Genomic DNA, 24,692 nt, shown 5'->3' with positions numbered 1-24,692 from the left:
GCGCCGGGCGGGGTCATACCAGCGAAGGCACAAGACGGCAGACGCTACGGAAGACCGACTCCGGGCGCCACGAGTTTTGGAGCAGTGCATCATGACGTCACCGTCACCCATCCTGGTCACCGGCGGAACGGGCACCCTGGGCAGCCACGTCCTCCCCCTGCTGCGGGCGGCCGGTCACGAGGTAGGCGTACTGAGCCGGAGCGATCGCCCGGCGGCGGACGGCATCGAGTACGTCACTGGCGACCTCCTGAAGGACGAGGGCATCGAGGCGGCCGTGGCCGGTACGGAGACCGTCCTGCACCTCGCGGGCGGGCAGAAGGGCGACGACGAGGCGACCCGCGCCCTGGTACGGGCGGCGCAGGCGTCGGGCGTCCGGCACCTGATCCACATCTCGGTCATCGGCGCGGACCGCGTCCCGCTGGCCTGGCTGCGCACCAAGCTGGAATCGGAGCGGGCCGTCGCCGGCTCGGGCATCGGGTGGACGATCCTGCGCGCGGCCCAGTTCCACGACCTCACCCTGACGATGGTCGAGAAGATGGCCAGGCTCCCCGTCCTCCCGGCCCCGGGCGGCCTCCGCCTCCAGCCGGTCGAATCGCGCGAAGTCGCCGCCCGGCTGGTGGAGTTGGCCCTGGGCGAGCCTGCCGGGCGCGTACCGGACATGGCAGGCCCCAAGCTCTACGACATCCCCGCTCTGGTCCGCCCCTACCTCGAACTCCGCGGCAGGCGCCCCCGCCCGAGACTGCGAATCCGTATCCCGGGGAAGGCGGGACGGGCGTACCGGGCGGGGGAGAACCTCACGCTGGAGGGGGCGGAGTTCGGGAAGCGGACGTGGGAGGAGTTCCTGGCGGAGCGGCTGGGCCGGGAGCAGAGTGGCTCAGTGCGGCACGCGTGACGGCGTTTCCGTTTCCGATTCCGTTGTGGTTTCGGTTGTGGTTTCGGTTTCGGCGAGTTCGCGCAGGGCCCGGGCGGACGGTGTTCCGGGGTCAGCGGTGATCAGGACCACTTCCTGGTCGTCCTCGGGCACGAGCAGGACGTCGCAGTTCAGGCGCAGTGGGCCCACGGTCGGGTGGGCGACGGTCTTGGTGCGGTGGCCGGGCGCGTGCACCGGGCGGCTCTCCCACAGCTGCCGGAACTCCGCGCTGCCGGCGTGCAGTTCGGCCAGCTGGGCGGCGAGCGCGACGTCCTGCGGATAGCGGTCCGCCGCCCGGCGCAGCCGCGCCACCACGATGTGCCCGAACTCCTCGGCACTGGAGCTCTGGTACATCCGCCCCTCGCCGAGGAACCGCCGCCGGGCCAGGTTCGTCGTCCCGCGCCCGAGATCACCGCCGAACAGCTCCTGCGCCAAGGGGTTCCAGGCGGCGAGACCGTACGCCGCGTCGGTGACGATCGCGGCGGTCTCCGGCAGCCGCTCCAGCATCCGGGCCACGTGCGGGCGCACCTTCCGCTCGGGACTGGCGGCGGGCGGAGCGGCCGATCCCGCGAGGCGGAAGAGGTGGTCGCGTTCGGCGGGACCGAGCCGCAGGGCCCGCGCGAGCGCGTCCAGGATCCGAGCCGACGGCTTCGGCCCGCGGGCCTGCTCGAGACGTACGTAGTAGTCGACCGACATATGGGCCAGCTCCGCCAGCTCCTCGCGCCGCAGGCCCGGCGTGCGGCGCGGCTCGCCGGGCGGCAGACCCACCTCGTGCGGACGCAGACCCGCACGACGGTCCCGCAGGAAACGGGCCAACTCCTGCCTGGCCATGCTGCCTCCTTCGGCGGCCCGTTCGCCGGCTGCCCGCCTGGTACAGGTCGTCCCTGGCAGGACGGTGGCGGCCGGAGGACCGTGGCTGACATGAACGATCGCACAGCACTCGTCACGGGTGCCAACAAGGGAATCGGCCGTCATATTGCCGGGCAGCTGGCGGCCGAGGGGTTCACCGTGTACGTGGGTTCGCGGGACGCCGGGCGCGGCCGGCGGGCCGTCGAGGAGATCGGCGGCAACGCCCGCCTGCTGGTCCTCGACGTCACGGACCCCGACAGCATCGCCAAGGCCGTGGCGCAGGTGGACCGCCTCGACGTCCTGGTCAACAACGCGGGCATCAATCCGTCCCTGGCCATGCCGACGGAGTCCGACGCCGAGGAGTTCCGACGCGCGTACGAGACGAACGTCGTCGCCGTACTGCAGGTCACCAACACCTTCCTGCCGGTCCTACGACGCTCCCCGCACCCCCGCATCGTCAACGTCTCCAGCGGTACGGCATCCCTGACCTGGAGCACGCACCCGAACCCCCAGTTCACCCCGGGCCGCGCAGGTTCCGCCGCCTACCGCGCCTCGAAGGCCGGCCTCAACGCCCTCACGCTCTTCTACGCCCAGACCCTGGCCGAGGAAGGCTTCAAGATCAACGCCCTCGCCCCCGGCCTTCGCGCCACCGACCTGGTTCCGGGAGCATCGGCAACGGGCGGCGATCCGGCGGAGGCGGCCGGGGGTGCCGTACGCCTGGCTCTCCTGCCGGACGACGGGCCGACAGGGGAGTTCTTCTCGTGGGACGGGACGGGGGTGCCGTGGTGAGTGTTGGTGATGCCGTGGTGAGAGTCGGTGAAACTGACCGCGGTGGAACTGACGGTGATGGAACCGACCGCGGTGGCACCCGTCAGTACCGCCGGAGTCAGCTCCACCGGAGTCAGTCCCACCGCATCAGGCCCGCAGCCCCATGAGACCGTCGTAGGCGGACATGACGATCTCCAACCCCCGGTTGTCGTGGGCCGGTTCGCGCATCTGGTTGGTCACATACGCCACGACCATGCGCGCCTCGGGTTCGATCATCATCAGCGAGCCGCCCCAGCCGCCCCACCCGTAGGTGTTGCCGAACAGCCCGTAGCCCAGGCCCCAGCGCATCGACATGCCCAGGACCCGGTCCTCGCCGCTGAACTGCTCCTGCCAGGCACGCTCACACCCCGCCCGCGACAGCAGCCGCACCCCGCGCGCCGTCCCTCCGCACGCCATCACCGACTGCACGAGGGCGACCGAGCGGGCGTTGCCGAATCCGCTCGCCGCGGGGATCTGCGCGCGACGCCAGGCCACGCTGTTGCTGTCGCGGATCCGGATGGCGGTCCCGGCGGCCGGGGCCGCGGTGCTACTGGCCGCGCTCGCGGTGTAGTCCTCGTCCCGGCCCGGCGGCGGCACGGTGAGGGCCACGCGACGGTCGTGCTCGGCGGACAGCCCGATGCGGAAGTCAGCGCCCAGCGGCCCCGCCACCTCGTCGGCGAAGAACTCGCCCACGCTCCGGCCGGTGATCCGCCACACGACCTCTCCCACCAGGAACCCCTGGGTGAGCGAGTGGTATCCGGCAGCGCTGCCCGGCTCCCACTGCGGAGCCTGCGCGACGAGCCGCGCCGTGGCGGACGCCCAGTCGTAGATCTCCTCGACTGGCCCGTCCCAGTCGGGCAGGCCCGCGGTGTGCGAGAGGAGATGCCGGACCAGGACCTTCTCCTTGCCCGCCGCGGCGAACTCCGGCCAGTACCGGGCGACCGGCGCGTCCAGGTCGAGCTCGCCACGGTCGGCCAGGATCAGCGCACACAGCGCCGTCATCGTCTTGGTGACGGAATGGACGTTGACGATCGTGTCCCGCTCCCACGGAACCGTGCGGCCCGCGTCGGCGAACCCGCCCCACACGTCCACCACGGGCTCGCCGTCCACGAAGACCGCCACCGAGCCACCGGCGTCTCCGCCGTCCAGCAACTCGGCCAGTGCGCTGGGCACCGCGGTGAACAGATCGTCGTACGAGCCCTGAATGTCAGCCATGCGTGGCATTAGCCCGCACCGGCCCGTCGAAGGGCAACCGAATTTGCGGCCCGTCGGGCGGGTGGGTCGCCGATGGTGCTGAGAGTCGGCAGAGGCACGGCGCAGGACAGGCCCCGGTCAGCTCTGGGCGGTGGGCCGGACGACGATCTCGCTCACGTCGACCGCGGCAGGCTGCTCGATGGCGAACGCGATGGCCCGGGCGATCGCCTCCGGCGGGATCGCGAGCTCGTCCCGCATCTTCGTGATCTCCGCGCGGACCTCACTGTTCGTGGACGCCTCGGCGAAGGCGGTGGCAGTCACTCCCGGAGAGACGGTGGTCACCCGCAGGGAGTCCCCGGCCTCCTGACGCAGCCCTTCGCAGATGGCCCGGACGGCGAACTTGGTACCTGCGTAGACCGCCATGGTCGGCACGATGCGGTACGCGGCCGTGGAGGCCGTGGTGATGAAGTGGCCGGTGCCCTGCGCCCGGAAGACCGGCAGCGCGGCGGCGATTCCGTGCAGCACGCCCTTCACGTTGACGTCGACCATGTTGTCCCACTCTTCGACGCGCAGATCGTCGAGAGGCGAGATCGTGCCGGCTCCGGCGTTGCTGACGAGCACGTCGAGCCGGCCGTAGCGCTCACCGGCGAGCGCGACCAGAGCGTGCAGATCGCCGCGCCGGGTCACGTCGGTACGGATCTGCACGGCCGTGCCGCCCTCCTTCTCGATCCGGGCCACCAGGTCCACCAGTTGCTCGGACCGGCGCGCACCGAGGACGAGCCGCGCGCCGCGCTCGGCGAGCAGCAACGCGGTCGCTTCTCCGATGCCGCTGCTGGCCCCGGTGATCGCCACCACTTTGCCGTCGATGCCGGATCCGGCAGTCCTGGTCATGGTGGTCTCGGATGTGTCGGTCTCGGACATGAAGTGTCCTCTCGGTGCTGGCTGTTGGGTGCGGCCGTCGGCGGTGCCGCGGCCTGGATCTCACACCAGTCTTCCGAGGCCTTAGCCTGGTATCCAGAATGCATTTATTCTGGAATAAGAAGTTCTGGAACAACTGGAACAACTGGAACAAGGAGCACGGTGATGCCCGCGCAGCCGGACCGACGCGCTCAGCTGGGTACGTTCCTGCGCAGCCGGAGAGAGCGCCTGACCCCGGACGAGGTCGGCCTGCCGCAGACCGGACGCCGCCGCACTCCGGGACTTCGCCGGGAGGAACTGGCACTGCTGGCCGGGATCAGTGCCACCTGGTACACGTACCTGGAGCAGGGACGGAAGATCCGCGCCTCCGAACAGGTGCTGACCGCTCTCGCCGTGGCGCTGCGGCTCGACCCGCAGGAGCGCGATCACCTCCTCCAGCTGGCCGGTCACGCCCCCGCGGCGGCCGAAGCCGAAGAACGCGAGCCGCTCACGGCCGAGGCGGCGGCCGTCCCGCTGTTGCTCCAGCCGAACCCGGCGTACATCATCGGCGGCACCTACGACGTGCTCAGCCACAACCAGGCGGCCGCCGACCTGTTCCCGCGACTCATCATGGAGGCGGACCGGCCGGCCAACTTCGTCCGCTGGGTGTTCCTCGAACCGGCGGCCCGGCACGTCCTGCTCGACTGGGAACCCGAGGCACGCGCCCTGCTCGCCCGGCTACGGATGCTGGCGGCACGTCATCCCGGCGACCCGCGCTACACCCGCCTCGTCGAAGACCTCACCGAGGGCAGCCCGGAAGCACGGGAGTGGTGGCCCCAGTACGAGGTGCAGGCCCGGCACAGCGGCCGAAAACGTCTGAGGCACCCGCGCCGAGGAGCACGCGACTACACGTACACGGCTTTTCACCTGGCCGAACAGCCGGAACAGACACTGGTGGTCTACTACGACAGCGGAGACCGGGACCCCAAGGCGGAGCCGTGAGAAACGAGCGGCGGCCCTGCTCGGGTCACGGACGCAGGTGAGCCGGCACCCCGTCCGCGGCAGGGCAGGGACGCTCAGGTGGAAGCAGCCGAGCCGCCGCATCGAGGTCGCCGCCGCTCACGCGGGCGTGTATCTCGTGGGCGAGCGGGTTCACACCGGCCTGCGTGTCCACAGAGACAGATCGCTGCTCGTCGCAACGGCAATGGTCTGACCGGACGGAGAGAATCCGGCGGCTCGGAATTCGGAGTAGTTGGCGTGGAAGATGTGCCACCACCCCTCTCCATGCGGACCGGAGTGAGGCAACCCCCCGTCCCGAGACAGTAGGACCCGATCATTGGGCCAGGCCGGGGCAACGACCTCCAGGATCCAACTGTCGTCCGTAGAGGTATGGAATCCTCCGCCGAAGAGCCCGGCTATGCGCACCCTGCTGCCGGCGATCGGACCCAACCCAGGGCAAGACAGGTCGGTGGACGCGTCAGGAGTGTGCTCATCCGGGTCCGGGTCGCGATCCCGGGCGATTTTCTCCCCCGTGACGGCGTCGAAGAGGCCGTGACCGTCGCGCGAGACGACCATCACCAGGTCGTGACCGCTGTCGGGATGCGTGGCGAAGCCGATCCCGAGAAGCCCACCGACAGGAACGCCGTACTCGTACTCGAAGACGGGCCGCCAGGGTTCGGGCGCGGGCACCACAGGGGCGGCGAGCAGCCGATCCCGCATGGCCTGTTGGTACGCCGAGAACGCCGATTCACGCCCGGGTTGCTCCACCGGAGCCACCTCCTTGATCCACTTCAATACTGTTCCATGATCCGCGCTCCGGGCCGCGACGTGCCAGTTGGCCATCGGAGTTGACGCATTTCCGTGTTGCGTGATCGGCCGTGTGCCCCTGGAGACGGACGCCGAGTGCATAGGTGGACTGCTGCGACCCGCGCCAAGTTCGAGGCATGGGCGGCCGTTCAGGCCCCGACCCTGACGGACGCCGGCACGCGAAGGTCATCCGTCCCTTGATGGATCCGGGGCCGACTCTGCACCCTTCGGGCGGGAGCCCGCCGTTGAGGTGCTTCCGGAACTGTGGTCCACGCCCGCCACACCTTCACCGGGGGGCGTCAAGCGTTCGGATCAGCAGGGCGGCAGGGCGGGTTCACAGCGGTCCGTCACCGCTCGTCGTGCCGACGAGCGGTCGGTGCACGCTGGGCCGGGGCGACCAGGATGCGGTCATGGTGCGTACGTCAGTTGGCGGGACTCAGGGGCTCAACCGGCGGGCGGCCGATCCTTCTCCGACGACCTCGCACTGGCAATCGGAGCGGGACTCACGGCGTCCGGAGGGTGCGATCGTGGGGCGGAGGAGGCACCGGGAGTGCAACCGTTCGGGACCGGCAGGAGTCTAGCGAGCGAAGAGATGTTCCCTCGGGGAACACCGTCCGTTTGCCCACATTCCAACAGGGGTTCCCTCCATGCCGATGCCTCCGCACAACCGTCGCGCTTCCAGCGCCGTTGTTGCCGCCCTCGGCGCTGTCGGCCTGATCGCGCTGGCCGCGGCTCCCGCCGCCTTCGCCGATGAACCCGCACCCGAATGGGTCGTTGGAGGCATCGAGCCGATCGTCGGGGTGAAACCGGGGAGCACCTTCGATGTGCCGGTCACCGTGGCGAACAAGGGCACCGGAGCCACCGAGAAGGTATGGGTCTACTACGCCGTCACCCGGGGACTCGACTTCGCGGAGGTTCCCTCCAACTGTCGAACACAGTACGTCCGCCCCTACGACGAGATGCCCGAGAGGTGGACCGTGGTGTGCGCGTTCGACCAGGCGGTGGAGCCGGGCGTCGTCTACACCCCCGAGAGGCCTCTCCGTGTCAAGGCACTGGACCGCGCGCTCAACGACGAACTGCGCCTGCGTGTCGGGGAAGACGATCCGGGGGTGGACGACAACGGCACTCCGCCGGTGATGGGAACCGCACCGGCGGTGAAACTGGTCGAAAGCCAGTCCAGGGGCGAGGGGTCCGCGCGAGTCGTCGATGTGCCCGTCACCTCGGTCAACACGGCCGACTTCCAGGTGACGGGTGCGGCGTTGAAGGGGAGCGTCGGTGAAACGGTGCCGATGAAGGTGGAGTTCACCAACGCCGGGCCCGCCTGGGTCATGACCAAGGTGGGGGAGCCCTCCGTCAGGGTCATGGTCACGCCGCCCGCCGGAACGTCGGTCGTCAAGACCCCCGGGTACTGCAAGGCCAAGGGCGAGGCGTACGACTGCGGCACGAGTGAGCGGGCTCTCTACGAGGGCGGCCGACTGACCTACACCTTCGAGCTGAAGATCGACAAGCGGGCGGCGCACGCCAAGGGCTCGGTGGCGCTGAGCACCGAAGCGCGGCCGTTCGACCCCGACAAGGCCAACGACAAGGCCGACATCACGCTGGACGTCACGGGTGGGGGGCCGACCGGCTCGACGGGCGGATCGACCGGTGGGTCGGGCGGATCGGCCGGTGGCTCGGGCGGATCGGCCGGCGGGTCGTCGTCGGGCGGCGGCAACGGGACGACGACGGATGGCGGCACCCTGGCAGAGACCGGCTCCTCGGCGCTGCCGATCACGGGCGTGGCTGCCGCGGCGGTGGTCACGGGTGCGGGCATGCTCGTCATCGTGCGCCGCCGCCGGGCCCAGAGCCTGAGCTGACGACCGTCCGACGCGAGCGGTGGTACCCGCCCCGGCCCGCTGGTCCGGGACCTCCGCGCTGCCTTGATCGGTGGCGCCACAGGCGATTCCCGGATCCGAGCCGACTTGTTGAGCGGCGTGCACGAAACCCGTTGCCGGCGAGGGACTGGAGTCTGTCAGCGCGGCTTGGTGATCCATGTCATCCGATCCCGCTTCCACGTCGCGGGAAACCGCCCCTCGCGGACGGCGGGCAGGCCGATTTCCGGGGCGTACGCCTGGTAGACGGTGATCGTGGACTCTGCGTGGACCGCACGGATCCCGCGCTGCGGATCTTCTTCCATCCTGTACAGCGTGAGGTCGACGGCTCCGGGTGGCCACCGGTTTTCGTGGTCGCCGTGCCGCCGGTCACGCCTCGGAGGCCGCTCCCTGTGGTGGGCGGGACCCCACGACTCTGGTCGTGAAGTCCGACAACTGCGCCCGCAGCCGTTCGCGCGGCACGCCCTCCTGGCCGGACAGGCGCTCGACGAGGTCGGCTCGGGTGGTGGCGAGCAGGGCGTGGGCGGTGAAGTCGCTGTCCGCCCCTGGGGCCGGATCCGAAGCGGCCGTAGGGACTCACCTGGGTGCCATGACGGCGGAAGCCGCTCACTCTTCAGCGCACTTCGCGACACCGATGGGGCAGGGCACTCCGGTCCGCGCGGATGTGATGCCATGTGCCCCACCCCGGCAGCGACGCTTGAGCGTTCGGCGGCCTTACCGGCGCGGAGGTGGGCAATTGGGCGGTGCGCACCTCGCGGTGGCCGGCGGCCGCATGGCCCGCTGGACGGGCACGGAATCGCTGGGAACCCTCACACGTTGAGGAGGGTGGGCATCGGATGCCGGTGGTGTGCGAGTCGAGAAGCCCGAGTGACCGAGCTGACAAGTATTGGAGGGTGCCGCAATGGCTGCGCAGACGCAGAGGGCCGTGCTGGCGGGCGGATGTTTCTGGGGGATGGAGGAGCTGATCCGCCGGCTCCCGGGCGTGACGGCGACCCGGGTCGGATACACCGGGGGCGACGTACCGAACGCGACGTACCGGAACCATGGCACGCACGCGGAGGCCATTGAGATCCTCTTCGACCCGGCGAAGACCGACTTCCGCGCGATCCTGGAGTTCTTCTTCCAGATCCACGACCCGAGCACCGAGAACCGCCAGGGCAACGACATCGGCCTCAGCTACCGCTCGGCGATCTACTACGTGGACGACGAGCAGAAGCGGATCGCCGAGGACACGATCGCGGACGTGGACGCCTCCGGCCTGTGGCCGGGCAAGGTCGTCACCGAGGTCGAGCCGGTCGGCCCCTTCTGGGAGGCCGAGCCCGAGCACCAGGACTACCTGCAGCGTTACCCGGACGGCTACACCTGCCACTTCCCGCGCCCGGGATGGCGGCTACCCGCTCGCACGGAGGGCTGACCACAAGACGGCCCGGCGGAAGGCAGAGCTGACCGGGTGAGGCTCCGCAGCCAGCCGGGCCGTGCTTGCGCCTGCGGGCCGGCAGTGCCCCACCATTGACTGTCGATGACACCCGTCGACGCGAGCGTTAGCGCGTCGGCGGGTGCAGTCATGCGTGGCCCCGGCCGACCGCTCACCGGGACGCGGGACCGGCAGCCACTTGATCAGCTTTCTACGGGAGCGACACCGATCGGGCAGGACACACCCGTCCCGCCCAGCCCGCAGTACCCGCCCGGGTTTTTGCTGCCCGAAAGATACTGCTGGTGGTACACCTCCGCCGGATAGAACGTCCGCCCTTCCGCCGGAAGGATCTCCGTCGTGATCGTGCCGTGGCCCGAGGCCGTCAGGCGCTTCTGGTAGGCCGCGCGGGACGACTCGGCGGTTGCTGCCTGCTCGGGGGTGTGGGTGTGGATCGCCGAGCGGTACTGGGTGCCCACGTCGTTGCCCTGGCGGAAGCCCTGGGTCGGGTCGTGGGACTCCCAGAAGGTCTTCAGGAGGCGCTCGTACGAGATCAGCTCGGGGTCGTGGACCACGCGGACCACCTCCGTGTGGCCGGTCAGGCCCGAGCAGACCTCCTCGTAGGTGGGGTGCTCGGTGTAGCCGCCCTGGTAGCCGACCAGGGTCGTCCACACGCCCGCCGGGAGTTGCCAGAACTTGCGCTCCGCGCCCCAGAAGCAGCCCATGGCGAAGTCGGCGGTCTCCAGGCCCTCGGGGTAGGGGCCGAGCAGCCGGTTGCCGAGCACCGTGTGGCGGTCGGGGACCGAGAAGGCAGGCTCCGCGCGGCCGTGCAGAGCCTGCTCACGGGTGGGCAGCTGCGGCGTACGGCTGTGCAGGAACATGCGGTCTCCTGGAGCGTCTTGAGGTTCGCACGCGTCAACGTGCGGTTGCCGCCCGGAATTCCACGACGACCTGCCCTGGACTCCACGACGACCTGCCCTGGACTCCCCTGCGACCTGTCCTGGACTCCCCTGCGACCTGTCCTGGACTCCCCTGCGACCCTGCACTGGGCTCTGCGACAGCTCGGCGTTGTGCTCCGCGACGGCCCCCGCCGCCTCAGTGCGGCAGTGTCGCAGGGCTTCCGCCGTTCGCCTCGTAGCCGGCCACCGCCAGCGCCCGGTAGACGGCGAATTCCGCCGCCGGGTCGGGGGACAGGGTCCAGGGGAGGGCTCCGACGTGGCCGTCGATGTGTATGAGCTGGTTCATGGCCTCGGACCAGCGCTCGGCGCGGACCAGGAAGAAGACCAGCAGGTGGCGGACATGCGCCAGCATCGGGTCGTCGGGGCGGGCCGAGTGGACGGCGTGGAGCGCTCCGTGGATCGCCTTCGTGACGACCTCGCTCTGGTAGAAGCTGCTGACCAGGTTCACCTCGGGGAGGTGCTCGAAGACCGCGAACAACGGCATCGCGGCCAGGAGCGAGCCCTGGGGTGCCCTCGCGGCCGCGGCCTCCGCGAAGGAGTTCGCCAGCTCGCGCGAGCCGTGCCACTTCTCGCACCAGTAGTGCAGGGCGGCCAGGTGCGCTCCCATGTGGGCCGGCGCGCGGTCCAGGATCTTCAGCCAGAGCTGCTCGAACTCCGGCCGGGGGTACGCCAGTCCACGGGCCACCGACAGTTCGACGACGTACGGGATCGGGTCACCGGGGGCGAGCAGCGCCGCATCGCCGCAGGCCGCCTTCGCCTCCTCCATGATGATCCGGAACTCGTCCGTGCCCCGCGTCGAGGTCCGCCACGCCTGCTGGACCAGGAACTCCGCGTGCACCGCCGCGCCGCCCGCGTCCTTGGGCTGCTCGGTGCGCCACACCCGCAGCCACTGCCCGCCCGGCGTCTCGCTGACCCCGCCGGGCCGCTGCTGCAGCTCCAGCGACGCGGCACCGGCGAAGGCCTGCACGCGCTGCCAGCGCAGCTCGCCCTCGGCCTCTGTGCCGGCCAGCAGCTGGGAGGCGGCGCGGTAGTCCTGCGTGCGCTGCACCAGGTCCAGGACGTCCAGCAGGTCCTGGTCGGGGCCGGGCATGCGGACGTCCAGCTCCTCCTCGCGTACGAAGCCGTAGTTGTCGGGGTCGGCCGCGTCCGGGTGGCCGGGCGGGACCTGCTCGATCATGCCCCGCCTGCGCCGCATGACCGGGAGCAGCACGAAGCCGAGCATGACCAGGGCGATCAGGACCCAGAGAAATTCCATGCCTCAAGCGTTCCAGACGCCACCGACAATTGGCCAACCCGGTCGGTGACCTGTGGACAACGCCGGTCGGCGGGCCTGTGGACAACCGGGTCGTGCGCTCTCCTGAACCGAGGGAAATCCCGGCAGTACGGCCTCCCGCGCCTCGTGATCCGACACCTGCCCCGCGAGCGCACTACGCTCGGTGCCCATGAGCGACAGGCACATCAGTCAGCACTTCGAGACCCTCGCGATCCACGCGGGCAACACCGCCGATCCCCTCACCGGCGCGGTCGTCCCGCCGATCTACCAGGTCTCGACCTACAAGCAGGACGGCGTCGGCGGCCTGCGCGGCGGCTACGAGTACAGCCGTAGCGCCAACCCCACCAGGACCGCCCTGGAAGAGAACCTCGCAGCCCTCGAGGGCGGCCGTCGTGGTCTCGCGTTCGCGTCCGGACTGGCGGCCGAGGACTGCCTGTTGCGTACGCTGCTCAGTCCCGGCGACCACGTGGTCATCCCCAACGACGCGTACGGCGGCACGTTCCGTCTGTTCGCGAAGGTCGTCGCCCGGTGGGGGGTGGAGTGGTCGGTCGCCGACACCAGTGACCCGTCCGCCGTGCGGGCCGCCATCACCCCGAAGACCAAGGCCGTGTGGGTGGAGACCCCCTCCAACCCGCTGCTCGGCATCACCGACATCGCCGCGGTCGCCCAGATCGCCCGGGACGCGGGCGCGAAGCTCGTCGTCGACAACACCTTCGCCACGCCGTACCTGCAGCAGCCGCTCGCGCTCGGCGCGGACGTCGTCGTGCACTCGCTGACCAAGTACATGGGCGGTCACTCCGACGTCGTCGGCGGTGCGCTGGTCGTCGGCGACGAGGCGCTCGGCGAGGAGCTGGCTTACCACCAGAACGCGATGGGCGCGGTCGCCGGGCCCTTCGACTCGTGGCTGGTGCTGCGCGGCGCCAAGACGCTGTCAGTGCGTATGGACCGGCACAGCGAGAACGCCACCAAGGTCGCCGACATGCTGACCCGGCACGCGCGCGTGACGAACGTCCTCTACCCGGGCCTGCCCGAGCACCCCGGTCACGAGGTCGCCGCCAAGCAGATGCGGGCGTTCGGCGGCATGGTCTCCTTCCAGGTCGCGGGCGGCGAGGAGGCGGCCGTGGAGGTCTGCAACCGTGCCAAGGTGTTCACGCTCGGCGAGTCCCTGGGCGGCGTCGAGTCGCTGATCGAGCACCCCGGGCGCATGACGCACGCGTCCGTGGCCGGCTCGGCGCTCGAGGTGCCCGCCGATCTCGTACGCCTCTCCGTGGGCATCGAGAACGTCGACGACCTCCTGGAAGACCTGCAGCGGGCGCTCGGCTAGCCGATCCCGTGCTCACCAGCCCGTGTACGGGGGAGTCGTCTGCGAGGGCGGCTCCACCCACGGGCGGGCCATCATGGCCCAGACGAGGAACGCCACGGTCGCGGCGCACAGCAGCAGCCACATCAGCCGGCGGGCGACCGTCCTGCGGCGGAGCATGCGGGCACCGCGGCGCATGACGTCCCCGTACAGCTCCGGCGGTACCGGCGGCGGCACCCGCTCCATGATCCGCCGCGCGGCGGCCTCGCGCTGGGTCCGGTTCATGTGCGCCTCTCCTCGCCTGCGCGCCTCATGACGGCGCCACCTTGGGTCCGGCGACCGTCCGTGCCGTGCTCACCGGCGGATGCAGCAGCGTCGCCGTGGCCCGGTCGCAGATCGTGTGGACGCGTTCCGTCGGCAGGCCGAGCAGCGCGGCCGTCTGCTCCTCGGCGACCCCCTCGTACAGTCTGAGGACCAGGATCAGGCGCTCCTGCGGTACGAGCCGGGCCAGCGGGCTGTCGGGATGCGCACGCGCCCGGCCGAAACCGCCGTACTGGTGCCATGCCGCGCGCGCGAAGCGGGTGGCCAGGTACTGGCGGGTGCGGTCGTACGGGTCCTCGCCCCGCAGCCGGTGCCAGCACGTGTACGTGTGCGCGAGGGCAAGCGTCAGCAGGCGCCGCGCGCGCGGGTTGTCGTCCGGCGCCTCCGCCGTGAGCAGCGTGGCGGCATGCAGCAGCCGCCCTGCCGCGCCCGCGACGAACGCCTCGAACTCCCGGGCCCGGCGGGCGCCTTGGGACGCCTGCCGTTGTCGCACCGCGCCTCCCGCCCTGACGCGCCCCTGACCGAACGGGACCCGGCCGCGTACGGGGTGCGGAACCGCGTACGACTAGGACCCGGTCTCATATGAGGCCAGGGGTGCCCCGTCGGTCAAGAGCCGGGCGGCGCGCGCGCGTACTGACGCGTAGAGAGCGGCCGAGGTACGCGCGCGGATGCTGTCCGCTACGAGGCGTTCGGGTCCTCCGCCCCCGGCACCCCCTGTGCCGACATCCGGGAGGAGAGCGCGGTGTTGAAGCGGGTGAGGAGCGTGCAGAACGCCTCGCGCTCCTCCGGCGACCAGTCGTCGGTCAGCTCGGCCATCAACTGCCGCCTGGACGAGCGCACTTCCTCCAGTCGCGACAGCCCGCGCGGGGACAGCTGAAGGACCACGGCCCGCCCGTCCTCGGGGTGCGAGGTGCGCTTGACGAGCCCGGTGTCGACAAGCGGAGCCACCTGCCGGGTGACCGTCGACGAGTCGATGCCCATGCTCGCCGCGAGCGCCTTGACGCCCATCGGTCCCTCTTTGTCGAGGCGGTTGAGCAGCAGGTATGCGGCGCGGTCCATGGAGTTGCGCACCTGCCCGACCCCGCCGAGCCGGGTCTGTTCGGCACGGCGGGCGAAGACCGCCACCTCGTGCTGCAGCGTGTCGAGGAGACCGGTGTCACCGACGGTCGTCATGTCCATCGACATTTCAGGTGTTGTGGGCATGGCCGGAGGCTCACTTCATGAAGGGGCTGCTGGATTGGGGGACAGAGTACGCGGCCGGGAGGCGGGCCGTACCGACGCTGCGCAAACCAGTCTCGGAGGTTGGTCACAGCGGCCGTGTGCGCCTGTGAACTGCGATGCTTGAGGCATGAGCTACAGCACGGCTGACTCCTTTCGGCCCGTGACCCTCGACGACGTGCGGGGCGCCCAGAAGATGCTCTCGGGCGTGGCGCGGGTGACGGCGATGGAGGGCAGCAGGCACTTGTCCCAGCTGGTGGGCGCGCCGGTGCACTTCAAGTGCGAGAACCTCCAGCGGACGGGTTCGTTCAAGCTGCGTGGCGCGTACGTCCGTATCGCCGGACTGCTGCCCGAGGAGCGCGCCGCCGGGGTCGTCGCGGCGAGCGCGGGCAACCACGCGCAGGGCGTCGCCCTGGCGTCGTCGCTGCTCGGCGTGCGGGCGACGGTGTTCATGCCGCACGGTGCCCCGCTGCCGAAGATCAGCGCCACGCGCGAGTACGGCGCCGAGGTGCGCCTGCACGGGCAGGTGGTCGACGAGACGCTGGCCGCCGCGCAGGTGTACGCGGCCGAGACGGGCGCGGTGTTCATCCACCCCTTCGACCACCCCGACATCATCGCGGGCCAGGGCACGGTCGGCCTGGAGATCCTGGAGCAGTGCCCGGAGGTGCGCACGATCGTCGTCGGTATCGGCGGGGGAGGCCTCGCGGCCGGTATCGCGATCGCGGTGAAGGCGCTGCGGCCGGACGTGCGGATCGTGGGCGTGCAGGCGGAGGGCGCTGCCGCGTATCCGCCCTCGCTCGCGGCCGGGCGCCCGGTGTCGGTCGAGCACCCGGCGACCATGGCCGACGGCATCAAGGTCGGGCGGCCCGGCGAGGTGCCGTTCGGCATCATCCGCGAGCTGGTGGACGAGGTCCGCACGGTCTCCGAGGACCAGCTGTCCACCGCGCTGCTGCTGTGCCTGGAGCGGGCCAAGCTGGTCGTCGAACCGGCTGGTGCGAGTCCGGTGGCGGCACTGCTGAGCGAGCCGGGAGCCTTCGAGGGCCCGGTGGTCGCGGTGCTGTCCGGTGGCAACGTCGACCCGCTGCTGATGCAGCGCGTCCTGCGGCACGGCATGGCGGCGCAGGGCCGCTACCTGGCCGTACGGCTGCGGCTGACGGACCGGCCGGGAGCGCTCGCCACACTTCTCGGGGTGTTGTCAGTGGTGGACGCTAACGTCCTCGATGTGAGTCACGTACGGACCGATCCACGGCTCGGGCTCACGGAGGCAGAGGTCGAGCTGCACCTGGAGACGAAGGGGCCGGAGCACTGCGCCGAGGTCGGCCGCGCCCTGCGCGAGGCGGGCCACACGGTCATCGACTGAGGCGCCGGGCACCCGGAATCCCAGCGGCAAACGGAGCGGAAACAAGCGGAACGCCCAGCTCAGGGGCTCTTCGTCACTCGATCGAGTAAATACGTTGAGAGACGCGATACATCGCGTTACGGTGTGTCTCGTGTCCGCCTGTGTGCCATCCGTCAGGCGGGACGAAATGTACAAATCTAGGCTTTCCGAAGAATCCCCGACGACGTGGAGACTCACATGCCAGGCGCCATCTATGCCGAAGGCCTGGTCAAAACCTTCGGTGACGTAAGGGCTCTGGACGGCGTCGACCTCGATGTCCCCGAGGGCACCGTGCTGGGCCTGCTCGGGCCGAACGGCGCGGGCAAGACGACGGCGGTCCGCTGCCTGACCACTCTGCTGCGCCCCGACAGCGGCAGGGCGGTCGTGGCCGGCCTCGACGTACTCAAGCAGCCCAACGAGGTGCGGCGCTCCATCGGCCTGTCCGGCCAGTTCGCCGCGGTCGACGAATACCTGACCGGCCGCGAGAACCTCCAGATGGTCGGCCAGCTCTACCAGATGAAGGCCAAGGCCGCGAAGGCCCGAGCCGTGGAGCTGCTGGACCAGTTCGGCCTCGCGGACGCCGCCGACCGTACGGCGAAGACGTACTCCGGAGGCATGCGCCGCCGGCTGGACCTCGCGGCGGCCCTGGTCGTCTCACCGCCCGTGATGTTCATGGACGAGCCGACGACCGGCCTCGACCCCCGCAACCGCCAGCTGCTGTGGGAGGTCATCAAGAAGCTCGTCTCCGGTGGTACGACGCTGCTGCTGACCACCCAGTACCTGGAAGAGGCCGACCACCTCGCGCACGACATCGTGGTCGTCGACCACGGCCATGTCATCGCCCGCGGCACCTCCGACCAGCTCAAGGCCCGCACCGGCGGCGAGCGCGTCGAGGTCGTCGTCCACGAGCGCGAGCACATAGCGACCGCCGGCGAGGTCCTCACCGGCTTCGGCAAGGGCGAACTCACCGTCGAGGAGCACACCCGCAAACTCACCGTGCCCGTCAGCGGCGGCGCCAAGCTGCTCGCCGAGGTCATCCGGGAGCTGGACGCCCGGGGCATCGAGATGGACGACATCGGCCTGCGCCGCCCCACCCTCGACGACGTCTTCCTGTCCCTGACGGGACACCTGGCGGAGGACAAGGACGAGGGGAACGGCACGACGGCGGACGCCAAGGACCGCAAGCACAAGAAGGAGGAAGCCAAGTGAGCGCCCTCACCGACGCCGTGCGGGTCGCGCCGGCCGCGAACCCCGTCAGCCAGTCCTTCCGCGACTCGATGGTCGTCGCGAAACGCAACCTGATCCGTATGTCCCGCATCCCCGAGATGATCATTTACGGGCTCATCCAGCCGATCATGTTCGTGGTGCTCTTCACCTACGTCTTCGGCGGTTCCATGCAGATCGGCGGCAGCACCAGCGCCACCGACTACAAGAACTTCCTGATGGCGGGCATCTTCGCGCAGACCGTCACCTTCGCCACCGCCAGCTCGGGCGCGGGCATCGCCGACGACATGCACAAGGGCCTCATCGACCGTTTCCGCTCCCTGCCCATGGCGCGCGGCGCGGTGCTGACCGGGCGTACGCTCGCCGACCTGGTGCAGACGGCCCTGACCCTGGTCGTCCTCGCCGTGGTCGCCGTGCTGGTCGGCTGGCGCGTCGGATCGGACGGCAGCACGAACGCCGGCAAGGTCCTCGCCGCCTTCGGTCTGCTGCTCCTGCTCGGCTATGCGTTCACGTGGATCGGTGCCCTGATCGGCATGTCCGTCCGTACCCCCGAAGCAGCCACGTCCAGCGGGCTCATCTGGCTGTTCCCGGTCACGTTCATCTCGAACGCGTTCGTGGACACCAGCAACATGACGCCGTGGCTACGCCACATCGCCGAATGGAACCCCTTCAGCGCCACCGCGCAGGCCTGCCGTGTGCTCTTCGCCAACCCCGGTCAGTCGCAGTCGGACGCCTGGCCCATGCAGCACTCGGTGTGGGCCTCACTGATCTACTCGGCCCTGATCATCGTCATATTCAGGACCCTGGCGGTGCGGAAGTACCGTTCGGCGACAGCATGACGACGCCCCCGGCGTCATCGTGACGCCGGGGGCTCGCCAAGGGCGTGCCGGCCGGGATGATCGGTCGGCCGGCCGGGGTCAGCCGTTGTAGGGCTCGGCCTTGAGGATCGTCACAGAGGCCTTCTTGCCGTTCGGCAGCTCGTACTCCGCGTCCTCGCCGACCTTGTGGCCGATCACGCCGGAACCCAGCGGGGACTGCGGCGAGTACGTCTCGATGTCGGCGCTCGCGTACTCACGCGAGGCGAGCAGGAACGTCGTCGTGTCGTCCTCGTCGCCGTCGAAGGCGATCGTCACGACCATGCCGGGCGCCACGGCACCGTCCGCCGACACCGGAGCCTCGCCGACCTTGGCCTTCTCCAGGAGCTGGGTCAGCTGGCGGATGCGGAGTTCCTGCTTGCCCTGCTCTTCCTTGGCCGCGTGGTACCCGCCGTTCTCGCGCAGGTCGCCCTCCTCGCGTGCGGCCGCGATCTTCACGGTGATCTCGGCGCGCGCGGGACCAGACAGGTACTCCAGCTCGTCCTTGAGCTTGGTGTACGCCTCCTGCGTGAGCCAGGTGACGTCTTCGCTGGTCTGGGTCACAGGTGCTCCTCGTAGGTACTGGGAATACAAAGCATCGCCCTACCCAGAAGAATGTTCCTTCTCGGATGGGCGAAACCACGAGCCTAACAATTCCGCGGCTGAAGGGGGAGGACATAAGCCATCAGAATTGCGTCAACGCAGGTCAGGGCCTACGCATCCGGCTGAGGACGGTCGACGTCAGTCGGCGTGGCAGCCGAGCAGCTCCGCCGTGGTGCCCGCGGACGTCGTACGGAGGGTGACGGCCCTGTCGATGCGGGTGGCGTGCCCGTCGAAGTGGAAGTCCGCCCGGCCCACCTCGGCACCGTTCGCCGCCTGGGAGCGGATCGTGCAGTAGCCGGTGGCGTCGGCGTCCTTGCGGACCTCCAGATGCACCGTCACCGAGTCCTTGTGCGCATCGAAGGTGATGACCTCGGCGCTGATCTTGTTCTGGGCGACGTAGTGGTAGGCGAAATAGCCGACCAGTGCGAGCAGCGCTGCCGCGAGAACCGCACCGACGATCTTGAGCTTGTGGTCGGCGCGCTCGTCCGAGGAACGGCCGTAACGGCCCTCGGGCAGTCGCGTGCTCGCCGTACTCATGATCGTCCTCTCGGCAAGGCCTTCGGCAATGAACGGGACAAAGGTCCCGAAGGGGCACCGGGAAACCGGACCCCGGAATTTTTCGCCCCCCGATTCGGTCACTATAGAAGCCGCCGATCGCGCCGGTTCACACCGGGCGCCGACTTACCGAGGATTGAGTCTTGACTGACCAGCTGCGACTGATGGCTATCCACGCCCACCCCGACGACGAGTCGAGCAAGGGCGCGGCCACCATGGCGAAGTACGTGTCCGAGGGGGTGGACGTGCTGGTCGTGACCTGCACCGGTGGGGAGCGCGGCTCCATCCTCAATCCGAAGCTGCAGGGCGACAAGTACATCGAGGAGCACATCCACGAAGTACGCAAGAAGGAGATGGACGAGGCCCGGGAGATCCTCGGCGTCAAGCAGGAGTGGCTCGGCTTCGTCGACTCCGGCCTGCCCGAGGGCGACCCGCTGCCCCCGCTGCCCGATGGCTGCTTCGCTCTCGAGGACGTCGACAAGGCGGCCGGCGAGCTGGTGAAGCAGATCCGCTCCTTCCGTCCCCAGGTGATCACCACCTACGACGAGAACGGCGGCTACCCGCACCCCGACCACATCATGACCCACAAGATCTCGATGGTGGCGTTCGAGGACGCGGCGGACACCGAGAAGTACCCGGAGTCGGAGTTCGGCCCCGGGTACCAGCCGCTCAAGCTGTACTACAACCAGGGCTTCAACCGCCCGCGCACCGAGGCGCTGCACAAGGCGCTGCTCGACCGGGGCATGGAGTCGCCGTACGCGGAGTGGCTCGAGCGCTGGAAGGAGTTCGAGCGCGCCGAGCGCACCCTGACCACGCACATTCCGTGCGCCGAGTTCTTCGAGATCCGCGACAAGGCACTGATCGCGCACGCCACGCAGATCGACCCCGACGGCGGCTGGTTCAAGGTGCCGATGGAGATCCAGAAGGAGGTCTGGCCGACGGAGGAGTACGAGCTCGCGAAGTCCCTCGTCGATACCTCCCTCCCCGAGGACGACCTCTTCGCGGGCATCCGCGACAATGCCTGACATGAGCGCAAGCGTGAGCCTGGCACTGACACACCTCGTCCCCCTCGCCAAGGAGGTGGACGAGGACAAGGTCACCCCCGGAGTCCTCGGCTTCATCGTCTTCGCGGCGATGGCCCTCGCGGTCTGGGCACTGATGAAGTCCATGAGCCGCCACATGAACAGGGTCGAGTTCAAGGAGCCCGCGGACCCGAAGGCCGGCTCCGAGGAGTCCGCCGCAGAACCCAAGGCCGGCCAGAGCTGACGTCGTGGGAATGGGGGTGGCCGACGGTCAGTGACTGGCCGGCACCACCACCCCCATCACCTCCCGCGCCCGCCGGCTCGGCACCATCCCAAGGCGCCAGGCCTGCCAGCCCGCCTCCAGATTCACACCCCGCTCCAGCAGCAGCTGGTACGCCTCCACGTAGTCGTCGAGCTTCTCGTCCCGCAGCGGGTGACTCGTGCGGGAGAGCTGGGTCAGTTCCTCCTGGGCGACCGCCGTGCCGATCTCCACGCCGCCGGGAGCCGCGTAGGGGAGCAGGGTGCAGCGCAGGAAGCGGGCCCAGTCCTCGCCGCGCCTGTCGGCATACGACGTGAACAGGTCCACCGCCTCGTCGCACAGCGTCAGCGCCTGCTGGGTACGGGCATTGCCCGCGTCCACCACGGCCAGTTCCAGGCATGTCCACGCCTCGCCGTGGGCCACGCCGATGCGCTGGAAGTCGGCCCGGGCATCGACCAGGAGCTGACGGGCGAAGCCGGAGTTGCGCAGCGAGCCCGTCTGGGCCGCCCGCTGGTCACGAGTGACCCTCGCCGAGTGGTGACGGGCGCAGGCCAGGCCGTAGACGTCCCGCATGCGGGAGAACATCGTGCGGGAGCGTTCCAGCTCGCGGACCGCGTGGTCGAGGTTGCCCGTCTCCTCCAGGGCCTGGCCCAGGTGGTAGACCGTCCATGCCTCCCCCCGCGCGTCCTCGTTGTCGCGATGCCGGGACGCCGCCTGGCGCAGGCCGTCCACCGCAGGGGACGGGTCCCCGGCGACCAGACGGGCACGCGCCAGCTGGGTCAGAGCCCAGGCCTCGCCGCGGGCGTCGCGCGTACGGCCGTACCGGTCCAGGGCCGCGCGCAGCTCCGACTCCGCACGCGGGACGTCACCCATGCGCAGGGACAGCTGGCCGAGCTGGAAGTGGGCCCAGGCCTCGCCGTGCACGGACTCGCCCTCGCCGTGCAGGACCAGGGACTCGGTGAGGAGGCGCAGCGCCTCGGAGACATGACCGCGGTCCCGCTCCACCGCGGCCAGGGCGTGCATCGTCCAGGCGCGGTCCGTCGCCAGTTCCGGGGGCGCCTGCAGGTCCAGCGCCTCGCGGAGCTTCGCCGCGGCCTCGGTGAGGTTGCCCTGATGGTGCAGGGTGATGCCCAGCGAACACAGGGCGCGGGCCGCCCCCGCGTCGTGGTGCGCCTCCATGTACAGATCGACCACCGACGTCAGCGTCGTACGCGCCTTGTCCAGCTCGCCCAGCTGACGGGCCGCGATGCCCGTACGCCACTGCACCGAGCGGACCAGCAGACCCTGGTCGACGGCCTGCGCCAACTCGCTGATCTCGCCCAGGCGGTAGAGGTCGCCGCGCAGCAGGCAGTAGTCGCACAGCGCACCGAGGAGATTCAGCACCGCCGCCTGGTTCACGCCCTCCGCGTGCCGCAGCGTCGACGTGATGAAGCTCGACTCGTCGTCCAGCCAGCGCAGCGCCTCGTCCAAAGACGTGAAGCCGTGCGGGCTGAAACGGTCCGAGCGGGTCGACATGTTGCCGTCGACCAGGCGCAGCACCGAGTCCGCCAGATCGGCGTAGTTCACGATCAGGCGTTCCTGCGCGGCCGTGCGCTCCCGCGGTTCCTCCTCGTCCAGCAGACGGGCCTGGGCGAAGGCCCGCACCAGGTCGTGAAGGCGGTACCGGTCGCCGCGCACATGGTCGATCAGACCCGCCCGGGACAGCGCGACCAGATGGCGGGTGGCCTCCGTGTCGTCCGTCGCCAGGAGAGAGGCGGCCGCGGCGGCACCGAGAGAGGCGCGGCCGGCGAGGGCCAGCCGGCGCAGCAGACGGCGGGCCGTCTCCGACTGGTCCGTATAACGCAGCCACAGCACACGCTCGATCGGCTCCACCGGGCCGTACGCCTCGAGATCCGTGGCCAGTTGACGCGGTGAACGCGGGCCCAGCGACGAGCCCGCGATGCTCAACGCCAGCGGCAGCCCGCCGCACAACTCCCTGATCCGGTCGGCCGCATCGGCGTCGTACGGCCCCGAACTCTCCTGCGCCGCCGCGTCCAGCAACTCCTCGGCGCCCGCCGAGTCCAGCGCCTCGACCGGCAACTGGTGCACCTGAGCCAGCAGATCGGCCGGCAGCTCGAGGGGCTGCGATGCGGTGACCAGGACCAGGCTGTCGGAACGCTCCGGAACGAGCGTACGGATCTGCTCGGGGTCCGAGGCGTCGTCCAGGACGATCGTGACCGGCAGACCCGTCAGATGCTGGTGATACAGCTCACTCAGCCGCTTGACCTGCTGATCGGGAGAGGAACGCTCACGGAACAACAACTGTTCGCGCGGCGCGCCCAGACGGTTCAGCAGGTGGAGCAGGGCGTCACGGGTGGACAGCGGCGTCTCCTCGGGGCTGCCGCCGCGCAGGTCCACGACGCAGGCGCCGCGGAAGTAGTCCTTCAGGTCGTGCGTGGCGCGCACGGCCAGTGTCGTACGGCCGCTGCCGGGCGTTCCGTGCAGCACCACGACCGTCGGGCGGGTCTCCGTGCTCGCACGCGAGGCCTGCACCCACTGCCGGATCCGCGCCATCTCCTGCCGCCGGCCCGCGAACACGCCGGCAGACTCGGGGAGTTGACCGAACGACTGCGTCAGTACGTTGCGCCCGCGGGCCGCCGCGCTCTTGTCCGTGCCACGCAGCTGCGGCCCCGTCTTCTTCGGGCCGGTGGACGCGGCGCGCACCCGCTGCTGGTCGAGGAACGGGCGGATGCCGCGCACCTCCAGAGCCGTCAGCCACTGCAGCCGCAGCTGCTCCGGCCCACCCGGCTGGCTCGCGGCACCGGCCCGATGGTGTGCGGCGGGCAGATGCGAGCCGGCCACCTTGATCACCGTCGCCGCCGCGCCCACGACGCCCACGGTCACGCCCACGCCGAGTGCCGTGCCCGTGTCGGTGCCGAGAGCCACGTCGGCCACCGCCGCCGTGACCGCGGCAACGGCCGCCACCAGCAAGGGAGTTCCGGATCCCTCCTTCGCGTACCTCTGCGCGAAGGTGAGCCGGTCGCCCTCCGCCTCGTCGAGTGCGCGTGTGTAGGCCTCGTACTCCTCGGCGGCCGTCTCCGCCATCGCGTCCAGCGCGCCGCGCGACCGGGACAGCAGCACTGCCCCGTCGGTGCGTCCGCCGGAGCGTCGCACCTCTTCCTCCACGGCCCGGGCCAACAGCCGTTCGGCGTCCGCCCGATGGCTGTCCCGCATGTCACGTCCCCCTTTGGCGGCAACTCCTTTGCGTACGAGTGTCCTTCGGGGAGGGCGTTAGCGCGAGAGGGCGGCGATCATTGGGGTGGGTGACGGCGAGGCCGGGGGGCCTGTTCCGTGTCGTGACGCGGCTGGGGCCCCACCCCCTCCAGCGACGGAGGGCCCCACCCCCACCTCCACCACCAATCACTCACTCACGCACACCCCGCCCCATCCCACCCGACACCGCCAGAACCACACACGCCCAGGCCAGCGCAACCTCCGCCACTGCACAGCCCAATGCCTGCAGCAGCGACGCACCCGACGAGGCCGTGGTTATGTCGAACCAGGCGTCCAGGACGGCGACGGCGGCGGTCGCGGACGCCGTCAGCCGGGCGCGTCCGTCACCCCGCAGGCCCAGCACGGCTGTTGTCGCGCAGCCCGCCGCCATCAGGACGTCCAGGCCGATCCAGGCGAGTGACCAGTGCCGCACTTCGGTGCTGCCCGGCAGCGTCAGGCCGAGTATCACCATCCACGGCACCAGGAGCACCGCTGCCGCGCCCAGGAGGGCCAGCGTCCACCTCTGCAGCAGCGCGGCTGCCACGCCCAGCAGGAGCAGCGTCCACCCCAGCAGCGGCTTCTTGCGCGGCTGCCACGTCGCCGGCTTCACCGATGGAGTCGGCCGTGTCGGCGGATTCGGCTTCGTCGAACTCATCGGGTTCCCCCTTCAGTTGGCATGCCTCCACGCTAGACTGCAGAGAAAGTTCTGCAAAGAAAATTCGGCAGACA

General features: G+C 70.2%; 24 protein-coding genes and 2 pseudogenes. 11 read left to right on the top strand and 15 right to left on the bottom strand.

Features of this window, described 5'->3' with window-relative positions; translation table 11 throughout:
- Positions 1-91: 91 nt before the first annotated feature.
- Positions 92-892 (top strand): SDR family oxidoreductase, encoded by an 801-nt coding sequence (locus OG303_RS19795; RefSeq protein ID WP_405869734.1) that lies wholly within the window; start codon positions 92-94, stop codon positions 890-892.
- On the opposite strand, the gene OG303_RS19790 is transcribed toward OG303_RS19795, so the two are convergent.
- Positions 875-1,741 (bottom strand): helix-turn-helix transcriptional regulator, encoded by an 867-nt coding sequence (locus tag OG303_RS19790; RefSeq protein WP_405869733.1) that lies wholly within the window; start codon positions 1,739-1,741, stop codon positions 875-877. The genes OG303_RS19795 and OG303_RS19790 overlap by 18 nt on opposite strands.
- 90 nt (positions 1,742-1,831) lie before the next feature.
- Here OG303_RS19790 and OG303_RS19785 point away from each other — a divergent pair, with 90 nt between their 5' ends.
- Complete coding sequence (locus OG303_RS19785) at positions 1,832-2,548, top strand: SDR family oxidoreductase (RefSeq protein ID WP_405869732.1); 717 nt, start codon at positions 1,832-1,834, stop codon at positions 2,546-2,548.
- Between the two features lie 126 nt (positions 2,549-2,674).
- Here the strand turns inward: OG303_RS19785 and OG303_RS19780 are convergent, their stop codons facing one another.
- Both OG303_RS19780 and OG303_RS19775 read right to left on the bottom strand, forming a co-directional pair.
- Positions 2,675-3,781 (bottom strand): serine hydrolase domain-containing protein, encoded by a 1,107-nt coding sequence (locus tag OG303_RS19780; RefSeq protein ID WP_405869731.1) that lies wholly within the window; start codon positions 3,779-3,781, stop codon positions 2,675-2,677.
- A gap of 117 nt (positions 3,782-3,898) precedes the next feature.
- Entirely contained in the window at positions 3,899-4,681 is a 783-nt protein-coding gene (locus OG303_RS19775) for an SDR family oxidoreductase (protein WP_405869730.1), read from the bottom strand.
- A gap of 162 nt (positions 4,682-4,843) precedes the next feature.
- Between OG303_RS19775 and OG303_RS19770 the strand changes: the two genes are divergently transcribed.
- Positions 4,844-5,659: a helix-turn-helix transcriptional regulator gene (locus OG303_RS19770; protein ID WP_405869729.1), complete on the top strand. Its 816-nt coding sequence runs from the start codon at positions 4,844-4,846 to the stop codon at positions 5,657-5,659.
- A 150-nt stretch (positions 5,660-5,809) separates the two neighbouring features.
- Here OG303_RS19770 and OG303_RS19765 read toward each other — a convergent pair whose 3' ends face one another.
- On the bottom strand, positions 5,810-6,376 hold the full coding sequence (locus OG303_RS19765; protein ID WP_405877366.1) for a hypothetical protein: 567 nt from the start codon (positions 6,374-6,376) through the stop codon (positions 5,810-5,812).
- Positions 6,377-7,110: 734 nt separating this feature from the next.
- On the opposite strand from OG303_RS19765, the gene OG303_RS19760 reads away from it, so the two are divergent.
- Entirely contained in the window at positions 7,111-8,319 is a 1,209-nt protein-coding gene (locus tag OG303_RS19760) for a hypothetical protein (RefSeq protein ID WP_405869728.1), read from the top strand.
- 170 nt (positions 8,320-8,489) lie between these two features.
- On the opposite strand, the pseudogene OG303_RS19755 reads toward OG303_RS19760, so the two are convergent.
- Both OG303_RS19755 and OG303_RS19750 read right to left on the bottom strand, forming a co-directional pair.
- Positions 8,490-8,639: pseudogene (locus tag OG303_RS19755) on the bottom strand (DUF4291 family protein); the annotation flags it as partial.
- Between the two features lie 64 nt (positions 8,640-8,703).
- Positions 8,704-8,883: pseudogene (locus OG303_RS19750) on the bottom strand (TetR/AcrR family transcriptional regulator); the annotation flags it as partial.
- Between the two features lie 352 nt (positions 8,884-9,235).
- Here OG303_RS19750 and msrA (OG303_RS19745) point away from each other — a divergent pair.
- Positions 9,236-9,748: a peptide-methionine (S)-S-oxide reductase MsrA gene (msrA, locus tag OG303_RS19745; RefSeq protein WP_405869727.1), complete on the top strand. Its 513-nt coding sequence runs from the start codon at positions 9,236-9,238 to the stop codon at positions 9,746-9,748.
- 203 nt (positions 9,749-9,951) lie between these two features.
- Here msrA (OG303_RS19745) and msrA (OG303_RS19740) read toward each other — a convergent pair whose 3' ends face one another.
- Positions 9,952-10,626, bottom strand: coding sequence for a peptide-methionine (S)-S-oxide reductase MsrA (msrA, locus tag OG303_RS19740; RefSeq protein WP_405869726.1), 675 nt, complete (start codon positions 10,624-10,626; stop codon positions 9,952-9,954).
- Positions 10,627-10,840: 214 nt separating this feature from the next.
- On the bottom strand, positions 10,841-11,959 hold the full coding sequence (locus OG303_RS19735; RefSeq protein WP_405869725.1) for a hypothetical protein: 1,119 nt from the start codon (positions 11,957-11,959) through the stop codon (positions 10,841-10,843).
- A 187-nt stretch (positions 11,960-12,146) separates the two neighbouring features.
- Here OG303_RS19735 and OG303_RS19730 point away from each other — a divergent pair, with 187 nt between their 5' ends.
- The gene (locus tag OG303_RS19730; protein WP_405869724.1) at positions 12,147-13,301 is read left to right on the top strand and encodes a cystathionine gamma-synthase; all 1,155 of its coding nucleotides are present in this window, start codon (positions 12,147-12,149) and stop codon (positions 13,299-13,301) included.
- 12 nt (positions 13,302-13,313) lie between these two features.
- Here the strand turns inward: OG303_RS19730 and OG303_RS19725 are convergent, their stop codons facing one another.
- From OG303_RS19725 to OG303_RS19715, 3 genes are all read right to left on the bottom strand, one after another.
- Complete coding sequence (locus OG303_RS19725; RefSeq protein ID WP_405869723.1) at positions 13,314-13,562, bottom strand: hypothetical protein; 249 nt, start codon at positions 13,560-13,562, stop codon at positions 13,314-13,316.
- 25 nt (positions 13,563-13,587) lie between these two features.
- Positions 13,588-14,091, bottom strand: coding sequence for a sigma factor-like helix-turn-helix DNA-binding protein (locus OG303_RS19720; protein WP_405869722.1), 504 nt, complete (start codon positions 14,089-14,091; stop codon positions 13,588-13,590).
- Between the two features lie 185 nt (positions 14,092-14,276).
- Positions 14,277-14,783: a MarR family winged helix-turn-helix transcriptional regulator gene (locus OG303_RS19715; protein ID WP_405877364.1), complete on the bottom strand. Its 507-nt coding sequence runs from the start codon at positions 14,781-14,783 to the stop codon at positions 14,277-14,279.
- A gap of 163 nt (positions 14,784-14,946) precedes the next feature.
- Between OG303_RS19715 and ilvA the strand changes: the two genes are divergently transcribed.
- The 3 genes from ilvA to OG303_RS19700 all read left to right on the top strand — a co-directional run bounded on the left by ilvA (position 14,947) and on the right by OG303_RS19700 (position 18,257).
- Complete coding sequence (gene ilvA, locus OG303_RS19710; protein WP_405869721.1) at positions 14,947-16,176, top strand: threonine ammonia-lyase; 1,230 nt, start codon at positions 14,947-14,949, stop codon at positions 16,174-16,176.
- A gap of 216 nt (positions 16,177-16,392) precedes the next feature.
- Positions 16,393-17,403 (top strand): ATP-binding cassette domain-containing protein, encoded by a 1,011-nt coding sequence (locus OG303_RS19705; protein WP_405869720.1) that lies wholly within the window; start codon positions 16,393-16,395, stop codon positions 17,401-17,403.
- Positions 17,400-18,257 carry an ABC transporter permease gene (locus OG303_RS19700; RefSeq protein ID WP_405869719.1) on the top strand — a complete coding sequence of 286 codons (858 nt, stop codon included), beginning with the start codon at positions 17,400-17,402 and terminating at the stop codon, positions 18,255-18,257. The genes OG303_RS19705 and OG303_RS19700 overlap by 4 nt, the downstream gene beginning before the upstream one ends.
- 78 nt (positions 18,258-18,335) lie before the next feature.
- On the opposite strand, the gene greA is transcribed toward OG303_RS19700, so the two are convergent.
- Positions 18,336-18,836, bottom strand: coding sequence for a transcription elongation factor GreA (gene greA / locus OG303_RS19695; protein ID WP_405869718.1), 501 nt, complete (start codon positions 18,834-18,836; stop codon positions 18,336-18,338).
- Positions 18,837-19,013: 177 nt separating this feature from the next.
- Positions 19,014-19,412, bottom strand: a complete 399-nt coding sequence (locus tag OG303_RS19690; RefSeq protein WP_405869717.1) for a DUF4307 domain-containing protein — start codon at positions 19,410-19,412, stop codon at positions 19,014-19,016.
- A gap of 161 nt (positions 19,413-19,573) precedes the next feature.
- Between OG303_RS19690 and mca the strand changes: the two genes are divergently transcribed.
- Both mca and OG303_RS19680 read left to right on the top strand, forming a co-directional pair.
- On the top strand, positions 19,574-20,455 hold the full coding sequence (gene mca, locus OG303_RS19685) for a mycothiol conjugate amidase Mca (protein WP_405869716.1): 882 nt from the start codon (positions 19,574-19,576) through the stop codon (positions 20,453-20,455).
- Positions 20,448-20,696 carry a hypothetical protein gene (locus OG303_RS19680; protein WP_405869715.1) on the top strand — a complete coding sequence of 83 codons (249 nt, stop codon included), beginning with the start codon at positions 20,448-20,450 and terminating at the stop codon, positions 20,694-20,696. Before mca ends, OG303_RS19680 begins: the two co-directional genes overlap by 8 nt.
- 27 nt (positions 20,697-20,723) lie before the next feature.
- Here the strand turns inward: OG303_RS19680 and OG303_RS19675 are convergent, their stop codons facing one another.
- A complete protein-coding gene (locus OG303_RS19675; protein WP_405869714.1) occupies positions 20,724-23,924 on the bottom strand; it encodes a tetratricopeptide repeat protein in 3,201 nt (1,066 codons plus the stop codon).
- A gap of 190 nt (positions 23,925-24,114) precedes the next feature.
- The gene (locus OG303_RS19670; RefSeq protein WP_405869713.1) at positions 24,115-24,618 is read right to left on the bottom strand and encodes a hypothetical protein; all 504 of its coding nucleotides are present in this window, start codon (positions 24,616-24,618) and stop codon (positions 24,115-24,117) included.
- Positions 24,619-24,692: the final 74 nt, after the last annotated feature.

The sequence above is a fragment of the Streptomyces sp. NBC_00005 genome (genome assembly GCF_045160215.1).
GTDB lineage: Bacteria > Actinomycetota > Actinomycetes > Streptomycetales > Streptomycetaceae > Streptomyces.
The sequence above is the reverse complement of the archived record's forward strand: the minus strand, read 5'-3'. Positions and strand labels throughout refer to the sequence as shown.

Bases quoted from the DNA above. Each gene is read 5' to 3' on its own strand.
- OG303_RS19795 (WP_405869734.1), top strand. From the start codon at position 92: ATGACGTCACCGTCACCCATCCTGGTCACCGGCGGAACGGGCACCCTG.
- OG303_RS19790 (WP_405869733.1), bottom strand. From the start codon at position 1,741: ATGGCCAGGCAGGAGTTGGCCCGTTTCCTGCGGGACCGTCGTGCGGGT.
- OG303_RS19785 (WP_405869732.1), top strand. From the start codon at position 1,832: ATGAACGATCGCACAGCACTCGTCACGGGTGCCAACAAGGGAATCGGC.
- OG303_RS19780 (WP_405869731.1), bottom strand. From the start codon at position 3,781: ATGGCTGACATTCAGGGCTCGTACGACGATCTGTTCACCGCGGTGCCC.
- OG303_RS19775 (WP_405869730.1), bottom strand. From the start codon at position 4,681: ATGTCCGAGACCGACACATCCGAGACCACCATGACCAGGACTGCCGGA.
- OG303_RS19770 (WP_405869729.1), top strand. From the start codon at position 4,844: ATGCCCGCGCAGCCGGACCGACGCGCTCAGCTGGGTACGTTCCTGCGC.
- OG303_RS19765 (WP_405877366.1), bottom strand. From the start codon at position 6,376: ATGCGGGATCGGCTGCTCGCCGCCCCTGTGGTGCCCGCGCCCGAACCC.
- OG303_RS19760 (WP_405869728.1), top strand. From the start codon at position 7,111: ATGCCGATGCCTCCGCACAACCGTCGCGCTTCCAGCGCCGTTGTTGCC.
- msrA (WP_405869727.1), top strand. From the start codon at position 9,236: ATGGCTGCGCAGACGCAGAGGGCCGTGCTGGCGGGCGGATGTTTCTGG.
- msrA (WP_405869726.1), bottom strand. From the start codon at position 10,626: ATGTTCCTGCACAGCCGTACGCCGCAGCTGCCCACCCGTGAGCAGGCT.
- OG303_RS19735 (WP_405869725.1), bottom strand. From the start codon at position 11,959: ATGGAATTTCTCTGGGTCCTGATCGCCCTGGTCATGCTCGGCTTCGTG.
- OG303_RS19730 (WP_405869724.1), top strand. From the start codon at position 12,147: ATGAGCGACAGGCACATCAGTCAGCACTTCGAGACCCTCGCGATCCAC.
- OG303_RS19725 (WP_405869723.1), bottom strand. From the start codon at position 13,562: ATGAACCGGACCCAGCGCGAGGCCGCCGCGCGGCGGATCATGGAGCGG.
- OG303_RS19715 (WP_405877364.1), bottom strand. From the start codon at position 14,783: ATGTCGATGGACATGACGACCGTCGGTGACACCGGTCTCCTCGACACG.
- ilvA (WP_405869721.1), top strand. From the start codon at position 14,947: ATGAGCTACAGCACGGCTGACTCCTTTCGGCCCGTGACCCTCGACGAC.
- OG303_RS19705 (WP_405869720.1), top strand. From the start codon at position 16,393: ATGCCAGGCGCCATCTATGCCGAAGGCCTGGTCAAAACCTTCGGTGAC.
- OG303_RS19690 (WP_405869717.1), bottom strand. From the start codon at position 19,412: ATGAGTACGGCGAGCACGCGACTGCCCGAGGGCCGTTACGGCCGTTCC.
- OG303_RS19680 (WP_405869715.1), top strand. From the start codon at position 20,448: ATGCCTGACATGAGCGCAAGCGTGAGCCTGGCACTGACACACCTCGTC.
- OG303_RS19675 (WP_405869714.1), bottom strand. From the start codon at position 23,924: ATGCGGGACAGCCATCGGGCGGACGCCGAACGGCTGTTGGCCCGGGCC.
- OG303_RS19670 (WP_405869713.1), bottom strand. From the start codon at position 24,618: ATGAGTTCGACGAAGCCGAATCCGCCGACACGGCCGACTCCATCGGTG.